This window comes from Pseudomonas putida W15Oct28, from assembly GCF_000708715.2.
GTDB classification, from domain to species: Bacteria; Pseudomonadota; Gammaproteobacteria; order Pseudomonadales; family Pseudomonadaceae; genus Aquipseudomonas; species Aquipseudomonas putida_R.
Window position 1 is genome coordinate 39,482 of the sequence record NZ_JENB01000019.1, and the last position, 26,076, is coordinate 65,557.

Consider the following 26,076-nt stretch of genomic DNA (forward strand, 5'->3'; position numbering starts at 1 on the left):
AGCGCCGCCTTCATGTAGCGTTGGCGGCTCTATCACGGCTGCTGGAGCGTGCCCGGTACAGGCCCAGATAGACGATCGAGCCGGTCACGATCCCTACCAGCATCAACGAGGGCAGGATCTGCAGCATGGACTGGCGGATTTCCTGGGCGGTGTAACCCTGCGCGTAGCCGCCTTTTACCCTGTAGCCATACTTGGCCGACAATGCGGTTGCCAAAAACTCGGACTGCGAGGGGCGCTGTGCGTCACGGCTGTCGCCTTTGCTCCAGATATAGCGGTCGCCGAACTCCACCAGCAGTGTCAGGCCATCCTGAAAACCATCCAGTTCGTTGCGCAGCTGTGAGGCATATGCGGTCACGATTACGCCGCTTTCGTTGCCTTGCAGGTAAAAGTTGACCAGCAGTTTGCGGCGCTTGTCAGGTGGCCCATAGGACAGATCGACCTGTTGGCCCGATGAGGCGAAGGCAGATAAGTAGTCCAGTGAGTCTGAAGTGCTGCTGCAGTAGGCTTCATTGCCCTTTACTAGGGTCAACGACCTGAGCATGGAGCGGCTCACGACCTGCTCCTGTAAAACGCTTTTGACGCTTTCGCAGGGCTGGCCTGCCAGTGGCAGGGTACGCTGGGCAGACTCATGCAGCCGATTCAGCGCCTGGTCAACGCTGAAAACCGCTTCCTGAACAGAAATGGCCGCGTTTTCCGCAAGCTTCATTTCCAGTTGAACAATCATCACCAACAAACCGGATATCACAGGCACCAAGCCTACAGTGGTGAGCAGCAGGAGCTCCCGCAGGCGGCGCCCGGCGTGCATGGGTTTCAACATGGTGCATCAGTTCTCCGGGCAGAAGCTGTTCGTGGTGTACAGCTGAGCCCAGAGCCTACGCATTCAATGACCGGCCGGCTGTAGTCCGCGTGAAGTCTGCGCGGGAGGAAAGCCAGAAGGCTGATGTAAGGCGTTACCTGCCGTTGAGGTTCTCCAGTACTTTCTCCGCGAGCAGCGCAGTGGAGTCCGGGTTCTGCCCGGTGATCAGCCGGCCATCCTCGACCACGTAGGGTTTCCACGGGTCATCATGTTTGCTGTACTCGCCGCCGCGGCCACCCAGCTCTTTTTCCGTCGAGAAAGGCACCACCCTGTCCAGCTCAACCAGTTGCTCCTCGATATCGGAAAAGCCGGTCACTTTGCGACCCTTCAATAGAAGGCTGTTGTCGCTGAGCTTGATGTTAAGCAGGCCGGCTACACCGTGGCAGACAGCCGCAACGATGCCGCCCTTTTCGTAGACTTTGCGCGCCAGCTCCTGCAGCGGCTTGTCCTCGGCAAAGTCGTACATCACACCATGTCCACCGGTGTAGTAGATGACACTGTATTCGTCGGCCTTTACCTGGCCAGGGCTCAGGGTGGTGCCCAGGCGGGTCATGAAACGCTTGTCGTCATACCATTGCCAGTCCAGGTCGGGGGCCATCTGCAGGCTGTGTGGGTCGATAGGGACGTAGCCGCCCTGTGGGCTGACATAGTCGACCGTGTAGCCGGCCTTTTCGACTTTCTCGACAAAGTGCACCGCTTCACCCAGCCACAGCCCGGTCGCCCGTTTCAAAGTCGGATACTTGGCTGTATTGGTCAGCACCACCAGCATTTTCTTGCTCATGACCACGCTCCCGTCGGCAACCTGAAGGGCCGCTGTTCCTTGGCCCGGGGAAAACCTAATCAGCATAGCTGCCAAGTGCAAGTACGCCATAGTGCGCAGCTTGTGCTGTGCTAACTTGAACGAAACCCTCGTGGCAACCTGGGCACCCCGGGGTAAATCTTCGCATTGCTGGAGTAACGCTATTGGCTGTACACGGTACGCCGCGTAAACCTGCGCGGCAGCTCACCTTGAAAACCCCTGTCTCGGCACCGCTCGACCTGATGAGCGAACGAATTGCGCATTTTGACTGGGGGCGTACTTCACTTGGACCGTTGCCGTGCTGGCCGGCCTCGTTGCGCATTGCCGTCGACATGATGCACTTGTCTCCGTTCCCCTGTGCGGTGGTCTGGGGGACAGACCTGTGCGTGGTGCACAACGATGGCTATCGGGCGCTGCGGGCCGCCTGGCCAGACGCGCTGGGCAATGTGTTCGATACGCTCTGGAGTGATCTCTGGCCGGCAATCGGGCCCTGGGTATTCAAGGCGCTTGAAGGGCGCTCGAACTTTGTCGAGGACCCACCCCTGCGTATCGTCTGCGGCGAAGGCAGCGAGCCGCTGTGGTGCGCGTTCGGTTATGCACCTCTGCACGATGAACTCGGAAACGTGGCGGGGTTTCTGCACACGGTGATCGAAATCACAGACAGCGTTGATGCGCACCATCGTTGGCGTGAGCAGGCGCAGGGTTTTGAACGGCAGATCGAGCGGCATGTGGCCGAGCGCGAGCAGATCTGGCAGCTGTCGCGGGATGCAATGATGACGGTAACCCCTGCGCTCAGGGTGTATGCCGCCAACCCAGCCTGGTACCGCATTCTGGGCTGGGCTGAGGAGCAGGTTCACGATATGCCGTTACTGGAGCTGGTGCATCCGGCGGATCGCAGCGAAGTACAGGTGGCCGTCACCGGGCTCCTCCAATACCACGATGCCGAGCAACTGGAGACTCGCTTGCGTCACCGCGATGGCCATTATCACTGGTTTCGCTGGAGTGCCCGGTTCGACGGCAACCTGCTGACGGCAGTCGGTCGGGATATCACCGGAGACCGCGAAGAGGCCGCGCGCCAGTCTGAAGCGCTGATGCGCAACAGCGAACGCATGGAGGTGGTGGGCCAACTGGCCGGGGGCATGGGCCATGAGATGAACAACCTGCTGTCAGGTATCGGTGGCAGCCTCGAACTGCTGCAGCGGCGCCTTCAGGATGGGCGCCTGGAGCGGATCGACGCTTATGTGGAGGTCGCTCGCGACTCGGTGTTGCGCGCCATGGAGCTCACTCATCGCCTGCTGGCATTCTCTCGGCATCAACCCCTTGCACCCAAGCCACTGGACTTCAATAGGCAGCTGCGGCAAAGCGAGCCGTTGCTACTCAAGACGCTGGGCGCAGAGATGCGCTTGCACTGGCAACTGGATGTAGCACCGTGGGCGGTTTGCCTTGACATTCCCCAACTTGAAAATGCCTTGGTCAATCTCTGTGCCAATGCCCGAGAGGCTTGCCTGGAACGTGGGAATATCACTGTTCGCAGCGTCAATGAGCGGTTGACGGCCAGTTTTCCTAATGAGAGTGGCCTGCCACCAGGTGACTATGTGGCCTTGCATGTCGAGGACGACGGCCATGGCATGTCGGCGGAGGAAATTGCCAAGGCCTTTGAGCCATTCTTCACCACCAAGGCCATCGGACGTGGTTCCGGGCTAGGGCTATCGATGGTGTACGGCTTTGTCGGTCAATCGGGGGGATATGCGTGGATCGAATCGGGCGCAAGCCAGGGCACCAGGGTTTCCATGCTGTTCCCAAGGTGCCATGAGCCGGTTCCCGAAGAGCCCAAACCCGTGCAGCGCTCCCAGCGCATGGCCCAGGGCGAGCGTTTGCTTCTGGTGGATGACGAACTCAACTTGCGTACCGTAATGCGCGAGTACCTGACCGAACGCGGTTTTGTGGTCACTGATGTGGGCGATGCCAATACCGCACTGGAGCGCTTTCGCCTTGAGGACGCCTTCGATCTGGTTATCACGGATATTGGTCTACCGGGCGGTTTCAGTGGGCGGCAGGTGGCCAAGGCCATGCGCATGCAGCTTCCGCTGCAGAAGATCCTGTTCATCACCGGTTATGCGGACCAGCCCATTGAAGCGCAGTTGCTTGATCAGCCGGGCACGGCATTGATGAACAAACCGTTTTTGCTGGCGGACCTTGCCGATCAGGCGCTACGCATGCTCGAACAATGATGGGGTTCAGGGCTGGCCAAGAATCTGCGTTACCTGCGTCTGTAGCGCTTTCAGTTCGAACGGTTTGCAGATCAGGTGCATGCCCGTGCCCAGGAACCCCTCGCGGGCCATGGCCGTTTCCGCGTAGCCGGTGATGAACAGCACCGGCAAGTGCGGGCGCAGGCTGCGCGCAATTTCGGCCAGTTGCCGGCCATTCATGCCGGGCAACCCGACGTCGCTGACCAGTAGATCAACGGGTTGTGCAGAGCGCAGTACCTTGAGCCCCTGGGTTGCGTTGGCCGCACTGCAGCAGGGATAGCCGCTCTCACGCAGGGCCTGGCACAGCAATTGACGCACATGGGGGTCGTCCTCGACCACCAGCACGTGACGGCCCCGGCTACCTTGCACAGGTACCGGCTTGTTCGGTTTCTTGGCCAGGCCGATATGGCGCGGCAGGTACAGGTCTACACGGGTGCCCTGGCCGATCTGGCTGTGCAGGGTGACATGCCCGCGAGACTGCTTGCTGAAGCCGTAGACCATCGACAGGCCCAGGCCGATGCCCTGGCCAATCGCCTTGGTACTGAAAAAGGGCTCGAAGGCGTGCTCCAGTGTGCTTGGCGCCATGCCTTGGCCGTCATCGATGATGCTCAGGCGCAGATAGTCACCGGCGCACGGAGACCCGCTGGTGAACTGCTTGCTCTCGATGTGCTGGTTGCTCGCCTCGATTCGTAGCTGGCCGCCGCTGGGCATGGCTTCGCAGGCATTGAGCAGGAGGTTGTCGAGGGCTTCCTGCAACTGCTGGTCATCGGCTTCTACAGGCCACAGGCCGTTGGCGATGTGCACGTGCAAGGTGACGGCAGGGCTCAGGCAGGCCTTCAGGCGTTTCTCCTGGAGCAGGCCGTGCAGGTCGACACGCTGGCTGTTCAGCGATTGGCGGGAGGAGAAGGCCAGCAAGCGGTGGGTCAGGCGGGCAGCGCGTGCTACCGCCTCACGGCCCATGCGCAGCACGTTCTCAAGGCCATCGTTGCGGCCTTGTTGCAGGCGCCTGTCAATCAGCTCGAAGCTGCCGCCAATGCTGGTGAGCAGGTTGTTGAAGTCATGAGCAACTCCCCCCGCCAGCTGGCCAATGGCTTCCATCTTGCGTGCCTGGTAGCGGGCGAACTCGTTGCGTTCCTGTGCCTCGTCTGGCAACGCAACAGGCGTGTTCAGGCGCTGCTGCAGATCCTGCAACTTGTCGCGTGCCCGGTACTGCCGGCGCCGGTTGCGCAGGGCAGATTGGGTCATGTGCAGCAGTTGGGCGTTGTCGAACGGGGCGATGAGCAGTAAAAGATTGCCCACCGGGTGGTTACCCGCTCCAGTGGCCGACCAGGCACCCTGCATGAGCAGCACGATGGGCAGGTCCGACCAGCTCTGTTGCTGGTCGATGAATGCCTGCAACAAAGCGCTTGGGCCTTGGCTGAACACTTGCTCGGCAATGATTGCCAGGCCTGCGCCTTCAGCCAGGCAAGTCTGCAGGTTGGGCAGGTCGACGGCGCACAGGCTATCGATGCCGGCTGAGGCGAGCAGGCGCGAGGTGTCCGCCGCTAATGGCGGGGGTGCCAGGATCAAGGCACGTTCATCCAGCGCCAGTGAATGGGCCAAAATGACTCTCCTGTAGGGTGGCCTGATACCCACTGGACCCTGTGCCCACGCCCAGGGTTCAACAATATTCAGATGTTCCCTACAGGCCCTGTTGCAGTACGGGGTCGTCCGGGTTCTGCCGCTCCAGTTCGGCCAGCAGCACTTGTACGTTCTGCAACTGCCCGGTCTCTTTCGAGTACTGGATCAACAGCACCCGCGCCCGGCGGTTGGCCGGCTGCCGGTTGAGTACGGTTTCCAGCTGCTTTTGCGCGGCGTCGAGTTGTTCAAGCTCGTGCAGGGTGACTGCCAGCGTATAGCGGTAGTCGGCGTTGTCCGGGTCCAGCTCGACGGCGCGGGACAAGGCCAGCAAGGCGTATTCGCGTTGCTCGTGGCGGTTCAGCCAGAGCCCCAGCTCGTACTGCAGGAAGGCCGAGTCGGGGCTTAGCGCCAAAGCTTTGCCCAGTACCTGGCGCGAAGCATCGTGCTGGCCCTGACGCTCCAGCAGGCGTACCTGGGTGGCCAGGGCGTCGAGGTTGCCGGGTGCAACCCCTAGCGCCCGCTGCAGGGCCGTAGCCGCCTGGCTGTAGTCGTTTTCGTGCAGGTACAGGCGCGCCAGGTGCACCTGGGCGTCGGCATCTTCGGGTTGTTGCTCGAGCGCCTGCTGGTATTGCTCAAGGGCTGCCTGTAACGGGCCGAAGTACAGGCCGATCTCATCGGGGTCGAGGCCCAGCAGGGCATCCACGGCAGCAAAGCGCACGCTTTGCTCGTCGTCGTCCAGCAGCGGGCCGAGCACCAGGCTGCGCTGCGGCGCCGGCAACAGGCGGCGGATACCGGCAATGGCCGCACGGCGCACCAGCGGGTCGGCATGCTCCAGGTCCTGGCGGGCGAGTTTCAACGCCTGGGGGGAGGGGTAATTGGGTAACTCGGCATAGAGTGCAGCGCGGCGGATTGGGGGCAGGTCGTTGCGTTGCAGTTGCTGGTACAGCACGCGCGCAGCGCCGGGTTGGCCGTCATGGGCCTGGCGCAGGGCCTTGGCATAGCTGTGTGCAGGCAAGGTCGGCGGGGCTGGCTGCTCATCGCGCCACAGGTAACCGAACAGGGCCGATACCAGGATCAACAACAGCAGGGCGATCAGGTAGCGGTTGCGTCTGTGCATCGGACGGTCCGTGGCGGTGGGAAGGGCAGAGCTTGGGCCAGCCGGGGGGTAAATGCAACCGAGTGCAGGCTGCCAGGTGTCTGTATCAGGTGTTGCGGTGGCGCTCGATCTCGCAGGCGCTGAAGATTCAAGGGCATAAAAAAGCCCCGCGGACCAAGGCCTGCGGGGCAAACGGTTGGGGGAGGAGCCAACCAAAGGAGTCGTTGAAACAGGTGTATCAGCGTGCGCTGGCGACGGTCTCCGGTTGCCAGCCGCCACCCAGGGCCTTGTAGATGGAGACAATGCCGCGGTACAGCTCGACCTCGCCCTGGGCCTGCGCATCTTCAGCGCTCAGCCGCTCACGCTCGGCATCCAGCAGTACCAAGTAGTCCACCGTCCCTTCGCGATATCGAATCGAAGCCAGCTCCGCTGCCTTGCGGCTGGCGTCGCTCTGACGCATCAGCGACAGCAGCCGCTGCTGGGTCTTGTCGTAATCGCTGAAGGCGTTGGCCGATTCTTCCAGGGCCAGCAGTACCTGCTGCTCATAGTTGGCCAGTGCCCCTTCGGCATCGGCCTTGGCACCGCGCAGGCGGGCCCGCACGCTGCCCAGGTCGAAGGCTGCCCAGGTAATGCTTGGGCCCAGCGCCCAGGCATTGGCTGCCGAGGAGCCGATCTGCGAGCCGCGTGCGGCGGTAAAGCCAAGGAAGCCGCTGAGGCTGACGCGGGGGAACAGGTCTGCCGTGGCCACGCCGACGTTGGCGGTGGCGGCCGCCAACTGGCGCTCGGCACTGCGGATGTCCGGACGACGGCGCAGCAGTTCACCCGGGTCACCCACCGGCAACGCCTTGGCGATGGCTGGCAGGTCCTTGGGTGACAGGTCTACGCTGAGCGCGTCCGGGCGCTGGCCAAGCAGGGTGGCGATGCGGTGCCGCGCCCGTGCCTGTTCGGCCTGCAGTTGCGGCACGGTGGCTTCGACCCCGGCCAGGCGCGCATCGGCACGTACCACGTCGAGGTCGTTGCCCACGCCGGCATCGCGCAGGGTTTCGGTAATGGTCCGCGATTCCTGCTGGGTCTTGAGGTTGGCCAAGGCGATCTTCTCGCGCAATTGCGCACCGCGCAGTTGCCCGTAGGCATCGACCAGTTCGGCGATCAGGCTGACCTGCAACTGCTGCAGGTCGGCGGCGGCCACCGCTTCCTGGGCTTCGCTGGCCTCGATCTGACGCTGGATGCGGCCGAACAGGTCAAGCTCCCAGGCCATGTCCAGGCCCAGGTCATAGCGCTCGCTGTTCACCCGCTGCGTGGTCTGGCCGGGGATCTGGCCCTTGCCGATGTCGCTGCTGGCGCGGCTGGTGACCACCGGGAACTGGTCGTTCTCGGCGTCCTCGCGGATCGAACGGGCCGATTTCAGGCGGGCGAAGGCCACACGCAAGTCACGGTTGCCGTCCAGCGAAGCCTGCACCAGCTGGTTCAGCACCGGGTCGTCGAACTGCTTCCACCACAGGCTTTCGAAGCGGCTACGGTCGTAGGCCTTGGCCTGCACATCGCTGCTCAGCTGTGCAGGTTCGGTGGCCGGGGCCTGATAGTCCGGGCCTACTGCACAGGCCGCCAGGGCCAGCGCCAGCAGGCTTGGGGTCAGGGGTTTGAGCAGGTTCATGCATGGTTCTCCAGCACTTGAACGCGTTCGGCCTTGCGGGCCTGGCGACGCTCGACGAAACGGCGAATCAGGAAGAAGAACACCGGGGTCAGGAACAGGCCGAATACGGTGACGCCGATCATCCCCGAGAACACCGCCACACCCATGGCATGGCGCATTTCCGAACCGGCACCAGAGCTGAATACCAGCGGAACCACACCCATGATGAAGGCAATCGAAGTCATCAGGATCGGCCGCAGGCGCAGGCGGCAGGCTTCCAGCACTGCAGCCAGCGGATCCAGGCCTTTGGCCTGTTCATCCTTGGCGAACTCGACGATCAGGATCGCGTTCTTGCACGCCAGGCCCACCAGTACGATCAGGCCGATCTGGGTAAAGATGTTGTTGTCGCCACCCGACACGATTACACCGGTGATGGCCGACAGCAGGGTCATCGGCACGATCAGGATCACCGCCAGCGGCAGGCTCCAGCTTTCGTACTGGGCAGCCAGCACCAGGAACGCCAGCAGTACGCACAGCGGGAACACCAGCAGTGCAGTGTTGCCCGAGAGGATCTGCTGGTAGGTCAGGTCGGTCCATTCGAAGGTCATGCCGTTGGGTAGCTCCTCTTTCAGCAGCTTCTCGATGGCAGCTTCGGCCTGGCCAGAGCTGTAACCCGGGGCTGCGGCACCGTTGATTTCTGCGGTGATGAAGCCGTTGTAATGCATGACGCGGTCCGGCCCGGAGGTGTCGCTGACCTTGAGGAAGGTCGCCAGCGGGATCATCTCGCCCAAGTTGTTGCGCACTTTCAACTGGCCGATCTGCTCGGCATCGAGGCGGAACTGCTGTTCAGCCTGGACGTTGACCTGATAGGTGCGGCCAAAGCGGTTGAAGTCGTTGGTGTACAGCGAGCCCAGGTAAACCTGCAGGGTGTCGAAGATGTCGGTGATCGCCACGCCGTGGGTCTTGGCCTTTTCCCGGTCGATGGCAGCATCGACCTGCGGCACGTTGACCTGGTAGCTGGTGAACAGGCCTGCCAGCTCCGGCACGTTGTGGCTCTTGGTGATGATGTTCTGGGTTTCTTTGTACAGCGCTTCGTAACCCAGGTTGCCACGGTCTTCGATTTGCAGGCGGAAGCCGCCAATCGTGCCCAGGCCCTGTACCGGCGGCGGTGGGAAGATGGCGATGTAGGCGTCCTGGATGTCGGCGAACTGGGCATTCAGTGCAGCCGCGATGGCCGCCGCCGACTGGCTCGGGTCCTTGCGCTCATCGAACGGCTTGAGCGGGGTGAACACGATGCCGCTGTTCGGGCTGTTGGTGAAACCGTTGATCGACAGGCCGGGGAAGGCCACCGAGTCGGCCACACCAGGCTGTTTCAGGGCGATTTCGCTCATGCGCTTGATCACCGCCTCGGTGCGGTCGAGGCTGGCGGCGTCAGGCAGTTGGGCGAAGGCCACCAGGTACTGCTTGTCCTGGGCCGGCACGAAACCGGTCGGCGTGGACGAGAAGCCGAGGTAGGTCAGGCCCATCAGGCCGGCATAGACGAACAGGGCGATGCCGCTGGAGCGGATGACCCGGCGCACGCCACCGACGTAGCTGTGGCTGGCGCGGTCGAAGAAGCGGTTGAATGGCGAGAACAGCCAGCTACCCAGCAGCTTGTCGAGGAACCGCGAGAAACGGTCCTTGGGCGCATGGTGGTCCTTCAGCAGCACGGCAGCCAGGGCCGGCGACAGGGTCAGCGAGTTGAACGCCGAGATCACCGTGGAAATGGCAATGGTCAGGGCGAACTGCTTGTAGAACTGCCCGGTAAGGCCGGAAATGAACGCAGCCGGTACGAACACGGCGCACAGCACCAGGGCGGTCGCGATGATCGGCCCGGTCACCTCGCTCATTGCCTTTTGCGTGGCTTCCAGCGGTTTCAGGCCAAGCCCGATGTTACGTTCGACGTTTTCCACCACGACGATGGCGTCGTCCACAACGATGCCGATTGCCAGCACCAACCCGAATAGCGACAAGGCGTTAAGCGAGAAACCGAACAGGTGCATCACCGCAAAGGTACCGATCAACGATACCGGCACGGCCAGCAGCGGGATGATCGAGGCACGCCAGGTCTGCAGGAACAGGATGACGACCAGTACGACCAGCACCAGGGCTTCGAACAGGGTGTGCACCACTGCTTCGATGGAGCCGCGCACGAAGATGGTCGGGTCATAGACGATGCTGTAGTCCATCCCTTCGGGGAAGTCCTTCTTCAGCTCGGCCATTTTCGCCCGCACTTCGTCGGAGATCTCGATGGCGTTGGAGCCTGGGCGCTGGAAGATCGGGATGGCCACCGCCGGCTGGTTGTTCAGCAGCGAGCGCAAGGCGTACTGGCTGGAGCCGAGTTCCACCCGGGCAATGTCCTTCAGGCGGGTGATCTCGCCATCGGCACCGGCACGGATGATGATGTTCTCGAACTCTTCCTCGTTGACCAGACGGCCTTGGGTGTTGATCGACAGCTGGAAGCTGGTGGAGCCGGGGGCGGGCGGCGCGCCCAGCTGACCGGCGGCCACCTGGCGGTTCTGTTCGCGGATTGCCGCTACCACATCACTGGCGGTGAGGTTGCGCGAAGCGGTCTTGTTCGGGTCCAGCCACACGCGCAGCGAGTAGTCGCCCATGCCGAACAGCTGCACGTCGCCTACGCCGCCCAGCCGCGCCAGCTCGTCCTTGATGTTGAGGATGGCGTAGTTGGACAGGTAGAGCATGTCGTAGCGGTTGTCCGGCGACGTCAGGTGCACGACCATGGTCAGGTCGGGCGAGGCCTTGTCGACGGTGATACCGATACGCGTCACTTCCTCAGGCAGCTTGGGCTGGGTACGGGTGACGCGGTTCTGCACCTGCACCTGGGCGTTGTCCAGGTCAGTGCCCAGGGCGAAGGTGATGGTCAGCGTCAGCTTGCCGTCAGCGGTGGACTGGGAGGACATGTACAGCATGTTCTCAACGCCGGTGATGGCCTGTTCCAACGGCGCGGCGACGGTCTCGCCGATCACCTTGGGGTTGGCGCCGGGGAAGTTGGCACGCACCACCACGGTGGGTGGCACCACTTCGGGGTATTCGCTGATCGGCAGCTGGAAAAGCGAGATCGAGCCTGCGATCAGCAGAATCAACGACAGCACTGCGGCGAAGATCGGCCGGGTAATGAAGAATTTCGAGAAGTTCATCGGTGTGGTCCCTTAACCGCGTGGCGCCTGGGCGCTGGCGACTTTCACGTTGTTGCCCGCCACTTTCGGCGCCGGGTTGCTGGCCTCCAGTGCCTGGCGCTGCTGGGCGAGGGCGGCGAGGGTCTGCTCACTGGCCATTGGGGTTTCTTCCGGGGTGACCGGCGAGCCTGGGCGCACGCGCTGCAGGCCCTTGACCACGATGCGGTCATCCTTGGCCAGGCCGCTGCGCACGATACGCAGGCCTTCCAGCTTCGGCCCCAGCTCAACGGCGCGGTAGGTGGCCTTGTTGTCCTTGTCCATGACCAGCACGAACTTCTTGCCAAGGTCGGTGCCCACGGCTTCGTCGTTGATCAGCATGGCGTCGTACTGGGCGCTGCCCACCAGCTTCAGGCGTGCATACAGGCCGGGGGTGAACTGGCCGTCGCGGTTGTCGAACACGGCGCGGCCACGGATGGTGCCGGTGCGCGGGTTGACCTGGTTGTCGACGAAGTTCATCTGGCCCTGGTGCGGGTTGCCGGTTTCGTTGGTCAGGCCCAGGTACACCGGGGTGCTCTGGCCACGCTGGCCTTCGCGCGCCAGCTGGGTGTACTTGAGGTACACGCGCTCGTCGGCGTCGAAGTAGGCGTAGACCTTGTCGGTGGACACCACGCTGGTCAGCGGGGTGACATCGGCAGTGACGATGTTGCCGGCAGTGAACTGGGCACGGCTGACACGGCCACTGATGGGCGCGGTGACACGAGTGAAGCTGAGGTTCAGGCGCGCCAGGTCGAGTTGGGCCTGGATTGCGTCGACACCCGCGCGGGCTTCGGCGGCAGCGCTGCTGCGCGATTCTGCAAGTTCTGCAGAAATGGCGTTGCTGTCGCGCAGGCGCTCGCCACGGCGGGCTTCGTTGGCGCTGCGAATGGCGGTGGCCTTGGCCTGTTGCAGTTGGGCTTCGAGGCGGCGGACTTCAGCCTGGAACGGGCGTGGGTCGATCTGGAATAGCAGGTCGCCTTTTTTTACCTGGGCGCCTTCGGTGAAGGCGACCTGGTCGATCTGGCCGGCAACCCGCGGGCGAACTTCGACAGTTTCCGGGGCTTCGAGGCGGCCGGTGAACTCGTCCCACTCGTTGATCGGTTGCTCGATCACCTTGGCCACAGTGACCTTCGGCGCGGCGGGAGCCTGCACGGCGTCGGGGGTCCGACCGCAAGCGCTGATCACCACCACTGCCAGGGCAGCGAGGGGGAAGCGCAAGGGTTTGAGAGATTGTTCCATGGAGAACTCCGCCAATGTATTAGTAGTGGGCGGAGTGTGAGTGTGTTGCGCGTGAGGCACGAATCGAACGGGACGAAGGTTAATATCACGCTGAATGATATGTGTGGATCATTCATCGATGGCGGGCATGATGGGGCTGCCTGGCAGCCCCTTTTTGCACCCGCGCCCTCAGAATCGCCAGCGGGCGTTCGCCATCAGGTTGCGTGGTTCGCCATAAGAGCCAGAGCTGAACGTGCCCAGGCCATCGTAGTATTTCTTGTCGAACAGGTTGTTCAGGTTCAGCCCTACGCTCAGGTGTTCATCGAAGGCGTAGTTGGCCAGCAGCCCGACCACGCCAAAGTCACGCTGGTGCGCCTTGGTGCCCAAGTCTGAATTGACCGCGTAGATGTCGCTTTGCCAAGTCATGTTGCCGCCCACTGTCAGCTTGTTCCAGTCACCGGGCAGGCGATAGGTGGTGGCCAGCTTGAACAGGTTCATCGGCTGGTTGGTCTCGACGCGGTTGCCCTCCTTGTCGTGGGACTCGCGGTAGGTGTAGCCGCCAAAGACATTCCAGCCCGGCAGTACCTCGCCGGAAATTTCCGTCTCGATGCCACGCGTCGTGGTGCCGGCAATGGCTCGGTAGATTTCCTGCGGGCCACTGTCATCGACCAATTGCGGCGTGTTCTTCTGTTTGACCTCGAACAGTGCGGCGCTGGCGTTCAGCGCGCCGTCGTAGAACTCACCCTTGATGCCGAGTTCGTAGTTGTCGCCTTCGAGCGGGTCCAGCGAGGTGTTGCTGGCAGTTTTGTAATAGGTCTGCGGCAGGAAAATCTGCGTCCAACTGGCGTACACCGAGTACGTGTCGTTCAGGTCCAGCACCACACCGGCGTAGGGCGTGACCACGCCGGATTTCTTCGTACGGTCGCGGCCAGTGACTTCGCCGGTCAAATCGTCGCTGCTGTCGTCCTTCTGGTTCCACCAGCTCACCCGGCTGCCGAGGATGATCGACAACGGATCATACGGCTTGAGGCGCACGGCGGCGTAGACACCGGACTGGCTCAGGCGTGACAGGCTTTCTTCGGTCTTGGCCAGGTGCGGCTTGCCATGGGGGTCGCCATCCCACTCATAGATGTTGTCGACAGCAGGGAAGCCGCGCTCGTAGGTCGGGTAGTTGAGGTGGGTGTAGGCCAGGTTGCTGCCCAGCACCAGCTCATGCTCGCGGCCGCCCAGCTGGAACGGGCCGGTGGCGTACAGATCGAAATTGTCCTGGGTCTGGTAGCTGTCCAGGCGGTTGATGTACATCGATACGCCGCTGCCGGTGAGCGGGTCGGGCTTGCCGCCACTGGCGGAGCCGGTGACGCCACGGCGGTACGCGTACTGGTGGCTGTACGCGGCCTTGGCAACCCAGTCGTTGGCCAGCTTGTGTTCCAGCAGGCCGGTGAAGTTGTACTGGGTATTGTTCAGGTAGCTCCAGCGCGCGGCGGGGTTGAACGACCGCGAGAAGTTTGTTGCGCTGCCATCGCTGTTGAACAAAGGGATGTGCCCGAAGCTGACGCCATCGGCATTGTTGTTCTGGTAGTCGAGGCTCAGGCGCAGCAGCGTGTCTTCGCTCAGGTCGATGTCCAGGGCGCCGTACATCACGCGCTTGTCGGTCTTGTACCAGTCAACGAACGAGTTGGCGGTTTCGTACACCCCGACCAGGCGGCCACGGATGTTGCCGGCTTCGGTGAGCGGCCCCGAGACATCGGCCTCGGTGCGATAGCGGTCCCATGAACCGACCTCGCCGGCAACCGTCGCCTGCGCATCCTCCGTAGGCCGCTTGCGCACCAGGTTGAGCGTGGCCGATGGCGTGCCGGCGCCACTGAGCAGGCCGGTGGCGCCACGCACCACTTCGACCCGGTCATAGATCGCCATGTCGGCCAAGGTACTGGTGAATTGCTGCGATTCGTTGGCGATTTGCGCAGGGATGCCGTCGTACTGGAAGTTCTGGATCTGGAAGCCGCGGGCGTAGAAGGTATAGCGCTCGCTGTCACGATGGTTGCTGGAAAGCCCCGGCGTGAACTTGACCACATCGTCGATCGAGGCCAGGTGGTGATCGTTCATCACCTGGCGCGTAACCACGCTGACCGACTGCGGCGTTTCGCGCAGTGACAGGCCCAGCTTGGTTGCGGTACGGGTTTGCCCGGTGGTGTAGGCCCCTGTGTTTTCGGTGGTTTCGCCCAGGCCATTGCCCACCACGCTGGTCGCGCCCAGCTGCACGGCATTGCCGGACTCGCTCGGGTACAGCACATAGGCGCCTTGCTCGGCAGGTGCAACGCCCAGGCCGGTGCCAGCCAGGAGTGCGGCGAAGCCCTGTTCGACGCTGTAGGTGCCTTGCAGGCCGGCACTTTGCTTGCCTGCAGTGAGCTGGCTGTCGAACGACAGCACCACCCCGGCCGCGTTGGCGAAGCGGCCGAGCACCGTGCTCAGCGGGCCGCCGCTGATGGCGTAGGTCTTCTGCGCGTTGGCTGCCTGGGCCATGGCGGCACCGGGCAGCAGCGGCGGGAGCAGGGCGAGCGAGGCGCCGAGCAAGGCAGACGTGAGTGCTTGGCGGGGTGGTGAGATAAGGCGGCGCATGCGAGCTTCCTGGGCGTAGTGTTTTCGGTGTTATTGCCAGGGAGGCGAATGGGCGAGGGCAAATCGACAATGCCCTGTGCATTTTTTTTCAGGCATTGCGGCTCAAGGGTTCTATGCGTGTCCAGAAGCGGGTATGGCGCACCAGCTTTACCGGCAGCGAGAGGGTAAGGGTGGACAGGGTCAGGTCAAGGTCGGTGAGCGAATAGGCGCCGGAAACCCGCAGGTGGCCGACCGCCGTGGCACAGCCCAGGTAGCCGCTGCGGTACCGCTGTAACTCTTCGAGCAGGTGATCCAGGCGCCAATCGTCCACCACCAGCTGGCCTTCGGTCCAGGCCGCGTCGGTACTGGCCAGTGGCATGCGTTGCAGGATGCCTGTGCTGTCGAACAGCAGGCCGTAGCCATTGTCCAGGCGGATTTGCTCGCCACCCGCGTTGATCGGGTTCACGACGACGGCATGCTGGTAAACGCATACGCGGGTCTGGTGGTCCTGTTGCCTGACGCCGAACCGGGTGCCCAGCGCCCTGATGTGCCCTTCGCCAGTGCTGACCATGAACGGGCGGTGATCGGCAGCGGTTTCGACAAAGATCTCCCCGGCGCGCAGCTGTAGCTGGCGGGTGTCGTTGCTGAAGGCAATGTCCACCGCACTGCCGGTGTTGAGGATCAGGCGGCTGCCGTCACTCAGCGTCACCCTGCGCTGCTCGCCGATGGCAGTGCGCACGTCGGCCAGCCACACCGGCGCATCGCGATAACCGCGCCAGCCCAGGGCGCCAAGCCCCGCGCCCAGCAGCAGCCCCTTGAGCAGCATGCGCCGCTGCAGCGCCGGGCCCTGCTGGCCGGCACGCGCCAGCACGTCATGGCCCAGTGCGCCTTGTGCCTGGTTCAGTTGTGCCTGCAACATGGCCACTCGCTGCCAGGCCCACTGGTGCTGGGGGTCGGCCGCATGCCAGGCCTGCCAGCGTTGCTGCAGGTCCGGGTCTGCAGGGGCCTCGCCCAGCCGGGCGAACCACTGCGCAGCGGCACTCAGTGCCTGGCGTTGGGGCAGGGGGCTCACTGGCCGTGTTCCAGGGCAAACAGCAAGCAGTGCTCGGTGGCGCGGGCAATGTACTTGGTGATCGAACTGACCGATACGTCCATCTGGGCGGCGATGTCCTTGTAGCCCAGGCCACGCAGCTGCGATAACAGAAACGCCTGCTTGACCTTCTTGCCCAGGCCTTCAAGCATCGCATCCAGTGCTTGCAGGGTTTCCACCAGCACCCAGCGTTCCTCGGGGGAAATCGCATACTGCTCGGGCTGTTCGGCCAACAGTTGCAGGTAGGCCTGCTCCAGTGCCCGGCGGCGGAAGCTGTCGATCATCACGCGCCTGGCCATGGTCACCAGAAAGTGGCGTGGCTCGCGCAGTTCACTGAGCAAAGGCTGGCTGCGGTCGGCCAGCAGTACACGCACGAACGTGTCCTGGGCCAGGTCGGCGGCTTGCTGCGAACACTGCAGGCGGCCGCGCAGCCAGTTCACCAGCCAGCCGTGGTGGTTGGCGTACAGGCCGGCCAGGCTGTGTCCGGTCGAGGGGAGGGAGTCAGGCATGGTGCTGTTGCGCGCTAATGAGAATTAGTCGCAATTTATGTCAATTGCGCACATTCAGCAATGGCCCAGCTACAAAGGTGAGGGGGAAGAGAAGTTACCCGGAACAAGCAGGGCGCGGTGACAGGTTGCGAAAAGGGGGCGCAACGCGCCCCCGGCAATCTCAGCTCAATACGTTGAACCCGTGGGTGCCATCCCGCTCCAGCTGGGCAATCAGCCCGAACTCCCAATCCAGGTACCCCTGCATGGCCTCACGCGGGTTGTCAGTGCCTTCATAAGGCCGGCGATAACGGTCGGTGCGCGCCACCGCCAGGTGCGTTTCGCCGCTTTCCAGCGGCTTGCCCGCCGCAATCCACCGCGCCGTGCCGCCGTCCAGCACGTACACCGGGGTTTGCGTCAGCGCCTGCAAGTCTACCGCCGCAAAGCGCGCCAACAGGCTGCTGCCGCAGGTCAGTACATAGCGCTCGGCTACTGGTAGCTGTTCCAGCACCTGCGGCAACTGCGCGCGAATTGCCCAGTGGGCACCTGGAATATGGCGTTTCACGTAGTTGGCACTGGTGGTGAAGTCCAGCAGCACGGTGCCTGGCGTTTGCAGCCAGTCGTCCAACTGCTCGACGCCGATTTCGGTGACTGCAGGCAGTGCAGGCTGGGGGGCCTGCCAGTCGCCGGTCTCGCTGAAGTCTTGCGCCGACAGGCCATCGAGCACGGCTACCTGCCAGCCCATTTGCGCCAGCCAGGAAGCGCTCATGTTGGCCCGCACGCCATCGTCATCCACTAGCACGATTCGCGCCCCGCGCACGCTGGCGACGTGGTCGGTTTCCTGCACCAGTTGCCCGCCCGGTACACTGCGGCTGGCCGGCAGGTGGCCGTGGGCATATTCCTCGGGGGTGCGCACGTCGAACAGGTAGGTGGTGCGTTGGGTATCGGCCTGCCAGGCGGCCAGGGCTTCGCGCTCCAGGCGCAGCACACCGGCACGGTCGGCGACATTGCGCGCGCGTTGGGCGGCGTTGGCGCGGGTGTTGTTGCTGACATCGGCGAAGCGGCGTTCCTGGCCGTGCGCCAGCGTCTGCCCGGCCAGGGTCCAGCCGATGGTGCCGTTGCGCAGGGCAGCGACGGGGTTGGGGATGCCGGCGTTGACCAGCGACTGGGTGCCGATGATGCTGCGGGTGCGCCCAGCGCAGTTGACGATAACCTGGGTGGCGGGGCTGGGCGCCAGTTCGGCAACCCGCAGTACCAGTTCGGCACCGGGCACACTGATGCCCCCCGGGATGCTCATGGTCTGGTATTCGTCGAAGCGACGGGCGTCGAGCACCACCACGTCGGCCTTGGCGTCCAGCAGCGCCTGCACGTGTTCAGCCGCCAATGACGGGGTATGGCGGACGCTTTCAACCAGCTCGCCGAAGGCTTTACTCGGCACGTTTACGTCACGGAACAGCTCGCCACCGGCCGCGCGCCAGCCGGCCAGCCCGCCTTCGAGCAATGCGATATCGCTGTACCCCAGCGTCAGCAGGCGTTCGGCGGCCTGGTGTGCCAGGCCTTCACCGTCGTCATACACCGTAATGGCGGTGTCACGCCGTGGCACGCGGGCGTAAATCTCCAGTTCCAGCTTGGACAAGGGGATGTTGGCAGTGAACAGGGGGTGTTCCTGGGCGAACGGGTCTTCCTCGCGCACATCGATCAGCGCCAGTTCTTCATGGGCCAGCAAGGCCCGGCGAATGTCTTGGTAGGAGCGGGTGGCAACGGTACTCATGAGGCAGGGTTCTCTTTGGACAGGTCCCAGATGTTGGGCAGAAGGCTGTTGGAATAGCCGGAAATGAACGGTTTTTCGCTGCCGTCGGGCAAGTACACCGCACGGCTGACGGCGCCGATGTTGGCGCCGTACACGTGGATGCTGATCGACACCCGGTCGTCGAACGCGTTGCTGACTTGATGCACATCGCCGATGCGCGGCGAAACGGCCTCTACATGGCCGGGATCAAGGCGCACGGGCTCACCCGCTGGCAATAACGCGCCGTGTTCGCTACGGGCGAAGCCTTGCGAGTATTCGGCGCCGCGCAGCATGCCGATCAGGCCCCAGACCCGGTGGTCGTGGATCGGTGTCTGCTGGCCTGGCCCCCAGACGAAGCTGACGATGGAAAAGCGCTGGCGCGAATCGCAATGCAGCAAATATTGCTGGTAACGGGCCGGGTCTGGCTGCGCCAGTGCTTCGGGCAACCAGTCGTCATGGGCGACCAGGCTGCGCAGCAGGCCCTGGCCGTGGTCGAGGAGGGTGGCTTCGTCGGTTTCTTGGTCCACCAGTTGCGCAAGGGCGTCGATGAAGTGGCGCAGGCGCTCAAGGCGCAGGGGTTGGCTCATGGTTCAGGCTCGGCTGACGGTTTGGTTTAACCCTAGCAAACGCACTGAATATTCTCAAAAGTAAAAATACGAATAAGCTAATATGCAAAAGACGCATTTACAGATTGGCTGATCTGTTTTGAAATGGGTGCATGGGGAAAGCATTAGGTTATGCCCAAAACGAATTTCACGGCGCTGCGCTTAATCGATAACTTATAAGCATTGTGCTGTTTATATTCAAAGTGAATATGCCAGCCCCCATGACCCCCACGAGACCGCACGCGCGGATCGGCCTGATGTACCCCTTCGGTACCTGGAGACGAACGTGCGATATCTCAAGCAATTGGCCGCTGGTGTGCTGGCCAGCTCCCTCAGCCTGGCCGCTGCCGCGCAAACCTTGGTGGTCGGTGACCAGAGCTTCAATGCCCGTGCGGTGATGGAAGCGGCCGGGGTGCTCGACGACCTGCCGTACACCCTGGAATGGAAGCAGTTCACGGCCGGCTCGCCGGTAGCCGAGGCGCTGAACGTGGGCAGCCTGGACATCGGCCTGCTGGGCGATGCGCCGCCGTTGTTCCTTGGCGCCCTGGGCGCGCCGATCAAGGTGATTGCGGTCAGCCGGCAGAACCTGGATGGCGTGGCGATCCTGGCGCGCAAGGACTCGAACATTCACAGCCTCGAAGACCTGCGCGGCAAACGTGCGGCGATCTGGAAGGGCTCCTGGAGCCAGCAGTTGTTGTTCAGCGCGCTGGACAAGGCCGCCGTGCCGCGTGATGCCCTGGAGCTACGCTACCTCAGCGCCCTGGACGCCTCGCATGCCCTGGATGGCGGTTCGGTGGATGTGATCGCCACCTGGGAACCCTATGTCACCCAACAGGAACGCCAAGGGGCACGGGTGCTGGCCACGGCTGAAGGGCTGATCCCTGCGCAGAGTTTCGTGGTGGCCAATGCCAAGGCGGTGGAGGCCAAGCGGGCGCAGATCAGTGATTTTCTGCAGCGCCTGAAAAAGGCCCGTGACTGGACCCTCAGCGACCCGGCCCATACCGAGGCTTATGCCGATGCCTGGGCCAAACGCACCCGTGCCGACCGCGACATTGCCCGCATCTGGTTTGCCCGCGCACGTACCGATGTCGCGCCGCTGAACCCGCAGGTGATCGTGGATGCGCAGAAGACCGTGGACTTCTTTGCCGGGCTGGGGCTGATCAAGAACTACCCGGCGTCGAGCCTGTTCGATACCTCGTTCGCGGCAGCGTTCGACCACTGATTTTTCCTGCAGTGGCCCAATCGCCGGCAAGCCAGCTCCCACAGGATCACCACAGGCCTGGGTTTAGTGGGAAACCTGTGGGAGCTGGCTTGCCGGCGATTGGGCCGGTACAGGCGACAACTGTTATGAGGAGCTGTACATGACCACCCGCAAAATCAAGCTTGGTGCCCTGACCATGGGCTGCGGCGGCCCTGGCCGGCACAACCTGTGGCTGGACCCGGAGCTGCCCGCCGACGCCAGCGTCAACATCGACTGGTACATCGACATCGCCCGCCAGGCCGAAGCGGCATTGTTCGACCTGATGTTCATCGTCGACAGCCAGTACATCACCCCTGGCTCGCCGTCTCACTACCTCAACCGCCTGGAGCCGCTGACCCTGCTGTCGGCACTGGCCGTCACCACCCGCAACATCGGCCTGGTCGGCACCCTGACCACGTCCTACAACGAGCCCTTCAACGTCGCCCGCCGCCTGGCCTCGCTGGACCTGATCAGCAAGGGCCGGGCCGGCTGGAACGTGGTCACCAGCGGTGACGCTGGCACCGCCGGCAACTATGGCCGTGACGAGCACTACGACTACGACACCCGTTATGCCCGTGCCCTGGAGCATGTGGCGGTGGTGCAGGGCCTGTGGCGGTCCTATGAAGATGGCGCGTTCCCGCGCAACCGCGCGACCGGGCAATTCCTTGATCCGAGCCGGATGCATGCCCTCAACCACAAGGGCGAGCACTTTTCGGTCGTCGGGCCGTTGAACATCCAGCGTTCTCCCCAGGGCCAGCCAGTGATCTTCCAGGCCGGCGACTCACAGCAAGGGCGCGAGCTGGGTGCCGCCACGGCAGATGTCATCTTCACCCATGCCGCCAGCATCGAGCAGGGCCAGGCGTTCTACCGCGACGTGAAAGACCGCGCTGTGCGGCTGGGGCGCGACCCGGAGCAACTGCTGGTATTGCCCGGTGCCGAGATCTACGTGGGCGACACCGACGAACACGCCCGCGAGATCGAACGCCACTACCACCAGCAGGACCACAGCTTCGAGCTGGCCCTCAAGGAGTTCGGGCGCAACTTCGGCTGGCACGACTTCAGCCAGTACGAGCTTGATGCTCCGTTCCCGCAACAAAGCCTGGAGCACGCACGCAGCAGCTTCTTCACCAACGCCAAACGTATTGCCGACCAGGCCCGGGAGCAAGGCTTCAGCCTGCGCCAGTCGGTGGAGTTCGGCCGTAAGCTGCGCCCTGGCGCCTTCGTTGGCTCGGCCGAAACGGTAGCGGCAAAAATGACCGAGTGGTTCGAGGCGCGGGCGCTGGACGGCTTCAACATCTACATCGGCCACCCCGGGCAGTTCCGCCGGTTTACCCAGGAGGTGGTACCGCTGCTGCAGGCGCGCGGGGTGTACCGCACCGCCTACGAGGGCAGCACACTGCGCGAGAGCCTGGGCCTGGCCATTCAGTGAATGCTTGAGGCCAGTTCGAAGATCGGCATGTACATCAGGATCACGATCAGGCCGATCAGCAGGCCGATGAACGTCATCAGCAGCGGTTCGAACAGTTTCACGAACCATTCCACCCAGCGGCCGATTTCCTGGTCATGGAAGTCGGCGCAGCGTTCCAGCATCTCGCCCAGGTTGCCGGACTGCTCGCCGGCCCGCAGCAGGCGCAGCGACACCGGCGTGACCAGGTGCCCGGCTTCCAGCGCATCGGACAGCGGCAGCCCTTCGCCCACCCGTTGGCTGGCCTGGCCCAGGCCCTGGGCTGCTGCGCTGCCGAGCAGGCCGCGGGCCATGCCCATGGCGGTGAGGATGGGAATGCCGCCTTGCAGCAGGATGCCCAACGAGCGATAGAAGCGCGCCAGCTCGTACATCATCAGCCGTTGATGTAGCGCCGGCAGGCGGCGCAACTGGCAGGATGCCCAATGCCGTACCCGTGGGTGGCGGCGTAGCAGCCACAGCGCCGTGACCCCACCGACCGTGCCCAGCGCGAGCGGCAGTTGCTGGGCATGTAAAAACAGCCCGATCTGCATCAACACCCGTGACAGCCAGGGCAGTTCGGTACCCATGCCCTCGAACACCTGGCTAAAACGCGGCACCACGTAGCCGAGCAGGAACAGCACCACGCCGCCACCTACCAGCAACAGCAGCAACGGGTAGACCGAGGCCCCGACCAGCTTCTGCCGTACCAGGTCCAGGCGCTGGCGGTAGCTGATGTAGCGGGTGAGGGCGTCGCCCAGCGCACCGGTCCGTTCGCTGGACTGCACCAACGCCACATACAGCGGCGGGAATATCCGCGGTTGCTGGCCCAGGGCCTGGGACAGCGAACGGCCTTCGTACAGCTGGCGTACCAGCTCGGCCAGCACCTTGCGTGTGGCAGATGCAGGGGCCTTTTCTGCCAGGCTCTCCAGTGCGTCGATCAGCGGCAGGCCGGCATTGAGCAGGGTCGACAGTTCCTGACTGAACAGCACCAGGTCGAATGCCGCTTCGCGTCGCCAAACCATGCCGCGCAAGGCGCCGCCGTTGCTGCGCAGGCTGAGTACGCGCAGGCCTTGGTCCTCGGCCTGGCGGCGGGCCTGGTCAGCGTCCTCGGCGTCAATCTGCAACTGCACCACGCCCTGTCTGCCCAGGGCCTTGAGGCTGTAGCGCATGGCCACTCTCCTTACTGCCAGCTGGTAATTTCGGCGTTTTCCCCATCACCACCGGGCTGGCCGTCCTTGCCCATCGACAGCAGGTCGTATTCACCACCGTTTTCGCCAGGTTGCCGGTAGATGTACGGGCGGCCCCACGGGTCCTGCGGCACGGCTTTTTGCAGGTACGGGCCGGTCCAGCGTGCCTCGCCATTGGGGGCGATTACCAAGGCCTGCAGGCCTTGCTCGCTGTTGGGGTAGTGGCCGACTTCCAGGCGATACAAATCCAGCGCCTTGCTCAGCCCTTCTATCTGCGCCCGCGCCACCTTGGCTTCGGAGCGACCGAGCTGGCTGAAGTACTTGGGCGCGACGATGCCGGCCAACAGGCCGAGCACCACCAGCACCACCAGGAGTTCGAGCAGGGTGAAGCCACGTTGCGGGTTGGTTCTGCGCTGCATGGTGAAGCCCTCCACTGCATGGGGACACGGGTTGACAGGCACCATGCAACAGCCGTGCACGTCTGCCTCGGGGCCTTGCGCCATGCGGTACAGGAAGCGGCACAGTGCTTGCGTCGTGGTCATCGACCTCGGGTTTTCCGGGGCATTTCCCCCACTTCGGGGGCCACGACGAAGAGGCAACCGTCATGCGTGGACTCATCCTCGGTTTGATCTGGCTGGCGGCAGGTGCTGCCCAGGCCGATGTGTACATCTCCATCGATGCCAAGGGCGGCTACGTACTGACCAACGTCCATCGACCCGGGCGCCACTATGAAAAGGTGATCAGCGAACAGTTGGCCCAGGCTGGCCCGGCCAATGCGCAAATGATCACTGGCCGGCCTTACGCCGAGGTGGTCGCCACGGCAGCGCGCATCCACAACGTGCCGCCGGCGCTGCTGCATGCGCTGATCAAGGCCGAGTCCGGCTACAACCCGAAGGCCCGCTCGCGGGCGGGGGCGGTGGGGTTGATGCAGCTGATGCCGGATACCGCCCGCGAAATGGGCGTGGAAGATCGGCTGGACCCGGAGGACAACGTGCAGGGCGGGGCACGCTACATAAAGCAGATGCTCACCCTGTTCGACAACGACATCACGCTGGCCGTGGCGGCCTACAATGCGGGGCCGGATGCCGTACTGCGGCGCGGCGCTGTGCCACCGTTTGCCGAGACCCGGCGCTATGTGCCCACGGTGCTGCGCGAATATCGCAAGTTGCAGGGGTTGGCGGATGATGGTTCTTTCTAGGTGGCCGGGGTATGGCTGCCGCTCCTGCGGTGATTGGGTGAACTAAGTGAAAAAAGCGTTACCCTTCGGCGGATGCCATCAATTTAGCACTATGGTTTCCCCAGGTCTGGGCTATAACCTTCAGAAGGTGCCCAGCTGTGGAGTCCGCCATGGACATCGCCCCTCGTTCCGACGCCATAGAAGTGCCTGCCGGTAACGAGCTGGCTGCCCCACGCAAGCCGTTCAACCTGCTGCGCTGGTATGCCTGGGTCAGCCTGGCCATCATCCTTTCGGTGGCTGCCGGACTGGGGCTGATTTCCAGCCGTTTCATCATCGATGAGAGCGTTGAGCGCGATGCCTTGCTGACCGCACAGTTCATCACCTCCATCGCCGACGCCGAAGTACGCCATGTGTCGATCCCCAACGTGCGTACCATGGGCGAGCTGCTGGACCCGCGCACCGACCGCAGCAACCTGCCGGACGTCGACCCGGATGCCCGGCGCAAGGCCCGCGGCGAGTTTCTTGACCATATCGCCCACCTGCCAGACATGCTGCTGGCCAATATCTATGCCCCGGACCGTACGGTGATCTGGTCCAGCAACCCGGCGCTGATCGGCAAGCTGATTGATAGCGACGATGACCTGGAACGGGCTTTCGAGTACAAGATGCGGGTCTCGGCCAGCTACCACAACTTCGAACAGGCCCGCGCCGAGCAGAAGTTTGTCACCCCGCCCGAGCAGCTGTTCATCGAAAACTACATTCCGCTGTTCGATGCCGATGGCGAGCACGTCACGGCGATGGTCGAGATCTATAAAGAGCCCCATGACCTGATCGTGCGCATCGAGCATGGCCTGATACTGATCTGGCTGGCGATCACCGTCGGCGCCGCGCTGGTCTACGTCGGCCTGTACGGCATCATGCACCGCGCTGCGCGGTTGCTGGCGGTGCAGCAGAAGCGGCTGATCAACAACGAAACCTACGTGGCACTGGGTGAGGTGTCCTCGGCGGTAGCCCACAGCCTGCGCAACCCGCTGGCCAGTATCCGCTCCAGTGCCGAGCTGGCCCAGGCGTTCGACGAAGGCCCGGCGCAGCGCAATATCAATGACATCATCAGCCAGGTCGACCGGATGTCGCAGTGGATCCGCCAGATGCTGCAGTCGCTGCGCCCACTGAACGATGAGGCGGTGGCGGTGGACTTGCCGCTGGCCTTGCAGGAAAGCCTGCAGAGCTACGCCGTGCAGTTGGCACGTGGCGGGGTGAGCCTGGACCTGCAACCGTTACCGGCGGTACAGGTATTGGGGCATCCGGCGTTACTGCGGCAGATTTTCAGCAGCCTGATCGCCAATGCGCTGGAATCGATGGAGCAGGGCGGGCGGTTGCGTATCGAGGTGGTGCGCCATGACCGGCGCAGCCTGACCCTTCGCCTGTCCGACAATGGCAAGGGCATGAACGAGGAACAGCAGCGCATGGCCTTCCGGCCGTTCTTTACCACCAAGCAGGGTGGCTTGGGGGTGGGGCTGGTGCTGGTGAAACGCATCATGGAACGCTTCGGCGGCACCGTCAGGCTCAGCAGCAGTGAAGGCCATGGCACGCGGGTGTCGTTGAATTTTCGTCTGGCGTCGACTTGATGTTTGGCGTTAAGAAAACTATTTAACCTATTGATATAAATAGTTTTATTGTTTTTCTGGGTAAATATTACCCAAATGTGGGGCCTGTTCTTCAAGTCGAATTTAACAATGCTTCTTAAGTGACTGAAAAACAAGGCTTTAGAGTTTCTTGGT

Annotated in this window: 19 protein-coding genes; 5 read left to right on the forward strand and 14 right to left on the reverse strand. The window is 63.2% G+C overall.

What is annotated here, in order from left to right; genetic code table 11:
* Window positions 1-10: 10 nt before the first annotated feature.
* Window positions 11-817 carry a CSS-motif domain-containing protein gene (locus tag AK81_RS15195; RefSeq protein ID WP_043200129.1) on the reverse strand — a complete coding sequence of 269 codons (807 nt, stop codon included), beginning with the start codon at window positions 815-817 and terminating at the stop codon, window positions 11-13.
* Window positions 818-950: 133 nt separating this feature from the next.
* Window positions 951-1,637: a type 1 glutamine amidotransferase domain-containing protein gene (locus AK81_RS15200; RefSeq protein WP_043200130.1), complete on the reverse strand. Its 687-nt coding sequence runs from the start codon at window positions 1,635-1,637 to the stop codon at window positions 951-953.
* A 260-nt stretch (window positions 1,638-1,897) separates the two neighbouring features.
* On the opposite strand from AK81_RS15200, the gene AK81_RS15205 reads away from it, so the two are divergent.
* The gene (locus AK81_RS15205) at window positions 1,898-3,886 is read left to right on the forward strand and encodes an ATP-binding protein (RefSeq protein ID WP_430298272.1); all 1,989 of its coding nucleotides are present in this window, start codon (window positions 1,898-1,900) and stop codon (window positions 3,884-3,886) included.
* Window positions 3,887-3,892: 6 nt separating this feature from the next.
* Here AK81_RS15205 and AK81_RS15210 read toward each other — a convergent pair whose 3' ends face one another.
* From AK81_RS15210 to AK81_RS15255, 10 genes are all read right to left on the reverse strand, one after another.
* Window positions 3,893-5,506 (reverse strand): response regulator, encoded by a 1,614-nt coding sequence (locus AK81_RS15210; protein ID WP_043200133.1) that lies wholly within the window; start codon window positions 5,504-5,506, stop codon window positions 3,893-3,895.
* Window positions 5,507-5,585: 79 nt separating this feature from the next.
* Window positions 5,586-6,641: a HEAT repeat domain-containing protein gene (locus AK81_RS15215; RefSeq protein WP_043200134.1), complete on the reverse strand. Its 1,056-nt coding sequence runs from the start codon at window positions 6,639-6,641 to the stop codon at window positions 5,586-5,588.
* Between the two features lie 217 nt (window positions 6,642-6,858).
* The gene (locus tag AK81_RS15220; RefSeq protein ID WP_043200135.1) at window positions 6,859-8,274 is read right to left on the reverse strand and encodes an efflux transporter outer membrane subunit; all 1,416 of its coding nucleotides are present in this window, start codon (window positions 8,272-8,274) and stop codon (window positions 6,859-6,861) included.
* A complete protein-coding gene (locus AK81_RS15225; protein WP_043200137.1) occupies window positions 8,271-11,450 on the reverse strand; it encodes an efflux RND transporter permease subunit in 3,180 nt (1,059 codons plus the stop codon). The genes AK81_RS15220 and AK81_RS15225 overlap by 4 nt, the downstream gene beginning before the upstream one ends.
* A 12-nt stretch (window positions 11,451-11,462) precedes the next feature.
* Complete coding sequence (mexE, locus tag AK81_RS15230; RefSeq protein ID WP_016499907.1) at window positions 11,463-12,704, reverse strand: multidrug efflux RND transporter periplasmic adaptor subunit MexE; 1,242 nt, start codon at window positions 12,702-12,704, stop codon at window positions 11,463-11,465.
* A gap of 168 nt (window positions 12,705-12,872) precedes the next feature.
* Window positions 12,873-15,299 carry a TonB-dependent siderophore receptor gene (locus AK81_RS15235; protein ID WP_043200139.1) on the reverse strand — a complete coding sequence of 809 codons (2,427 nt, stop codon included), beginning with the start codon at window positions 15,297-15,299 and terminating at the stop codon, window positions 12,873-12,875.
* An 88-nt stretch (window positions 15,300-15,387) separates the two neighbouring features.
* A complete protein-coding gene (locus AK81_RS15240) occupies window positions 15,388-16,350 on the reverse strand; it encodes a FecR domain-containing protein (protein ID WP_050491889.1) in 963 nt (320 codons plus the stop codon).
* Complete coding sequence (locus AK81_RS15245) at window positions 16,347-16,877, reverse strand: sigma-70 family RNA polymerase sigma factor (protein WP_043200140.1); 531 nt, start codon at window positions 16,875-16,877, stop codon at window positions 16,347-16,349. Before AK81_RS15245 ends, AK81_RS15240 begins: the two co-directional genes overlap by 4 nt.
* A 160-nt stretch (window positions 16,878-17,037) precedes the next feature.
* The gene (locus AK81_RS15250) at window positions 17,038-18,624 is read right to left on the reverse strand and encodes a rhodanese-related sulfurtransferase (RefSeq protein WP_043200143.1); all 1,587 of its coding nucleotides are present in this window, start codon (window positions 18,622-18,624) and stop codon (window positions 17,038-17,040) included.
* Window positions 18,621-19,229, reverse strand: coding sequence for a cysteine dioxygenase (locus tag AK81_RS15255; RefSeq protein ID WP_043200144.1), 609 nt, complete (start codon window positions 19,227-19,229; stop codon window positions 18,621-18,623). The genes AK81_RS15250 and AK81_RS15255 overlap by 4 nt, the downstream gene beginning before the upstream one ends.
* Before the next feature lie 304 nt (window positions 19,230-19,533).
* Here AK81_RS15255 and AK81_RS15260 point away from each other — a divergent pair, with 304 nt between their 5' ends.
* The gene (locus tag AK81_RS15260; RefSeq protein WP_043200145.1) at window positions 19,534-20,469 is read left to right on the forward strand and encodes an ABC transporter substrate-binding protein; all 936 of its coding nucleotides are present in this window, start codon (window positions 19,534-19,536) and stop codon (window positions 20,467-20,469) included.
* A gap of 139 nt (window positions 20,470-20,608) precedes the next feature.
* Window positions 20,609-21,916, forward strand: coding sequence for an LLM class flavin-dependent oxidoreductase (locus AK81_RS15265; protein ID WP_043200146.1), 1,308 nt, complete (start codon window positions 20,609-20,611; stop codon window positions 21,914-21,916).
* On the opposite strand, the gene AK81_RS15270 is transcribed toward AK81_RS15265, so the two are convergent.
* Both AK81_RS15270 and gspG read right to left on the reverse strand, forming a co-directional pair.
* Complete coding sequence (locus AK81_RS15270; protein ID WP_043200148.1) at window positions 21,910-23,100, reverse strand: type II secretion system F family protein; 1,191 nt, start codon at window positions 23,098-23,100, stop codon at window positions 21,910-21,912. The genes AK81_RS15265 and AK81_RS15270 overlap by 7 nt on opposite strands.
* A gap of 11 nt (window positions 23,101-23,111) precedes the next feature.
* A complete protein-coding gene (gene gspG, locus AK81_RS15275; protein WP_043200230.1) occupies window positions 23,112-23,537 on the reverse strand; it encodes a type II secretion system major pseudopilin GspG in 426 nt (141 codons plus the stop codon).
* A gap of 185 nt (window positions 23,538-23,722) precedes the next feature.
* Between gspG and AK81_RS15280 the strand changes: the two genes are divergently transcribed.
* Both AK81_RS15280 and AK81_RS15285 read left to right on the forward strand, forming a co-directional pair.
* Entirely contained in the window at window positions 23,723-24,316 is a 594-nt protein-coding gene (locus AK81_RS15280) for a lytic transglycosylase domain-containing protein (RefSeq protein WP_043200149.1), read from the forward strand.
* Window positions 24,317-24,465: 149 nt separating this feature from the next.
* A complete protein-coding gene (locus tag AK81_RS15285; RefSeq protein ID WP_043200150.1) occupies window positions 24,466-25,923 on the forward strand; it encodes a sensor histidine kinase in 1,458 nt (485 codons plus the stop codon).
* The last annotated feature ends 153 nt before the right edge of the window (window positions 25,924-26,076 follow it).

Bases quoted from the DNA above. Each gene is read 5' to 3' on its own strand.
- AK81_RS15265 (WP_043200146.1), top strand. From the start codon at position 20,609: ATGACCACCCGCAAAATCAAGCTTGGTGCCCTGACCATGGGCTGCGGC.
- AK81_RS15255 (WP_043200144.1), bottom strand. From the start codon at position 19,229: ATGAGCCAACCCCTGCGCCTTGAGCGCCTGCGCCACTTCATCGACGCC.
- gspG (WP_043200230.1), bottom strand. From the start codon at position 23,537: ATGCAGCGCAGAACCAACCCGCAACGTGGCTTCACCCTGCTCGAACTC.
- AK81_RS15285 (WP_043200150.1), top strand. From the start codon at position 24,466: ATGGACATCGCCCCTCGTTCCGACGCCATAGAAGTGCCTGCCGGTAAC.
- AK81_RS15270 (WP_043200148.1), bottom strand. From the start codon at position 23,100: ATGCGCTACAGCCTCAAGGCCCTGGGCAGACAGGGCGTGGTGCAGTTG.
- AK81_RS15235 (WP_043200139.1), bottom strand. From the start codon at position 15,299: ATGCGCCGCCTTATCTCACCACCCCGCCAAGCACTCACGTCTGCCTTG.
- mexE (WP_016499907.1), bottom strand. From the start codon at position 12,704: ATGGAACAATCTCTCAAACCCTTGCGCTTCCCCCTCGCTGCCCTGGCA.
- AK81_RS15205 (WP_430298272.1), top strand. From the start codon at position 1,898: ATGAGCGAACGAATTGCGCATTTTGACTGGGGGCGTACTTCACTTGGA.
- AK81_RS15225 (WP_043200137.1), bottom strand. From the start codon at position 11,450: ATGAACTTCTCGAAATTCTTCATTACCCGGCCGATCTTCGCCGCAGTG.
- AK81_RS15250 (WP_043200143.1), bottom strand. From the start codon at position 18,624: ATGAGTACCGTTGCCACCCGCTCCTACCAAGACATTCGCCGGGCCTTG.
- AK81_RS15200 (WP_043200130.1), bottom strand. From the start codon at position 1,637: ATGAGCAAGAAAATGCTGGTGGTGCTGACCAATACAGCCAAGTATCCG.
- AK81_RS15245 (WP_043200140.1), bottom strand. From the start codon at position 16,877: ATGCCTGACTCCCTCCCCTCGACCGGACACAGCCTGGCCGGCCTGTAC.
- AK81_RS15220 (WP_043200135.1), bottom strand. From the start codon at position 8,274: ATGAACCTGCTCAAACCCCTGACCCCAAGCCTGCTGGCGCTGGCCCTG.
- AK81_RS15215 (WP_043200134.1), bottom strand. From the start codon at position 6,641: ATGCACAGACGCAACCGCTACCTGATCGCCCTGCTGTTGTTGATCCTG.
- AK81_RS15280 (WP_043200149.1), top strand. From the start codon at position 23,723: ATGCGTGGACTCATCCTCGGTTTGATCTGGCTGGCGGCAGGTGCTGCC.
- AK81_RS15195 (WP_043200129.1), bottom strand. From the start codon at position 817: ATGTTGAAACCCATGCACGCCGGGCGCCGCCTGCGGGAGCTCCTGCTG.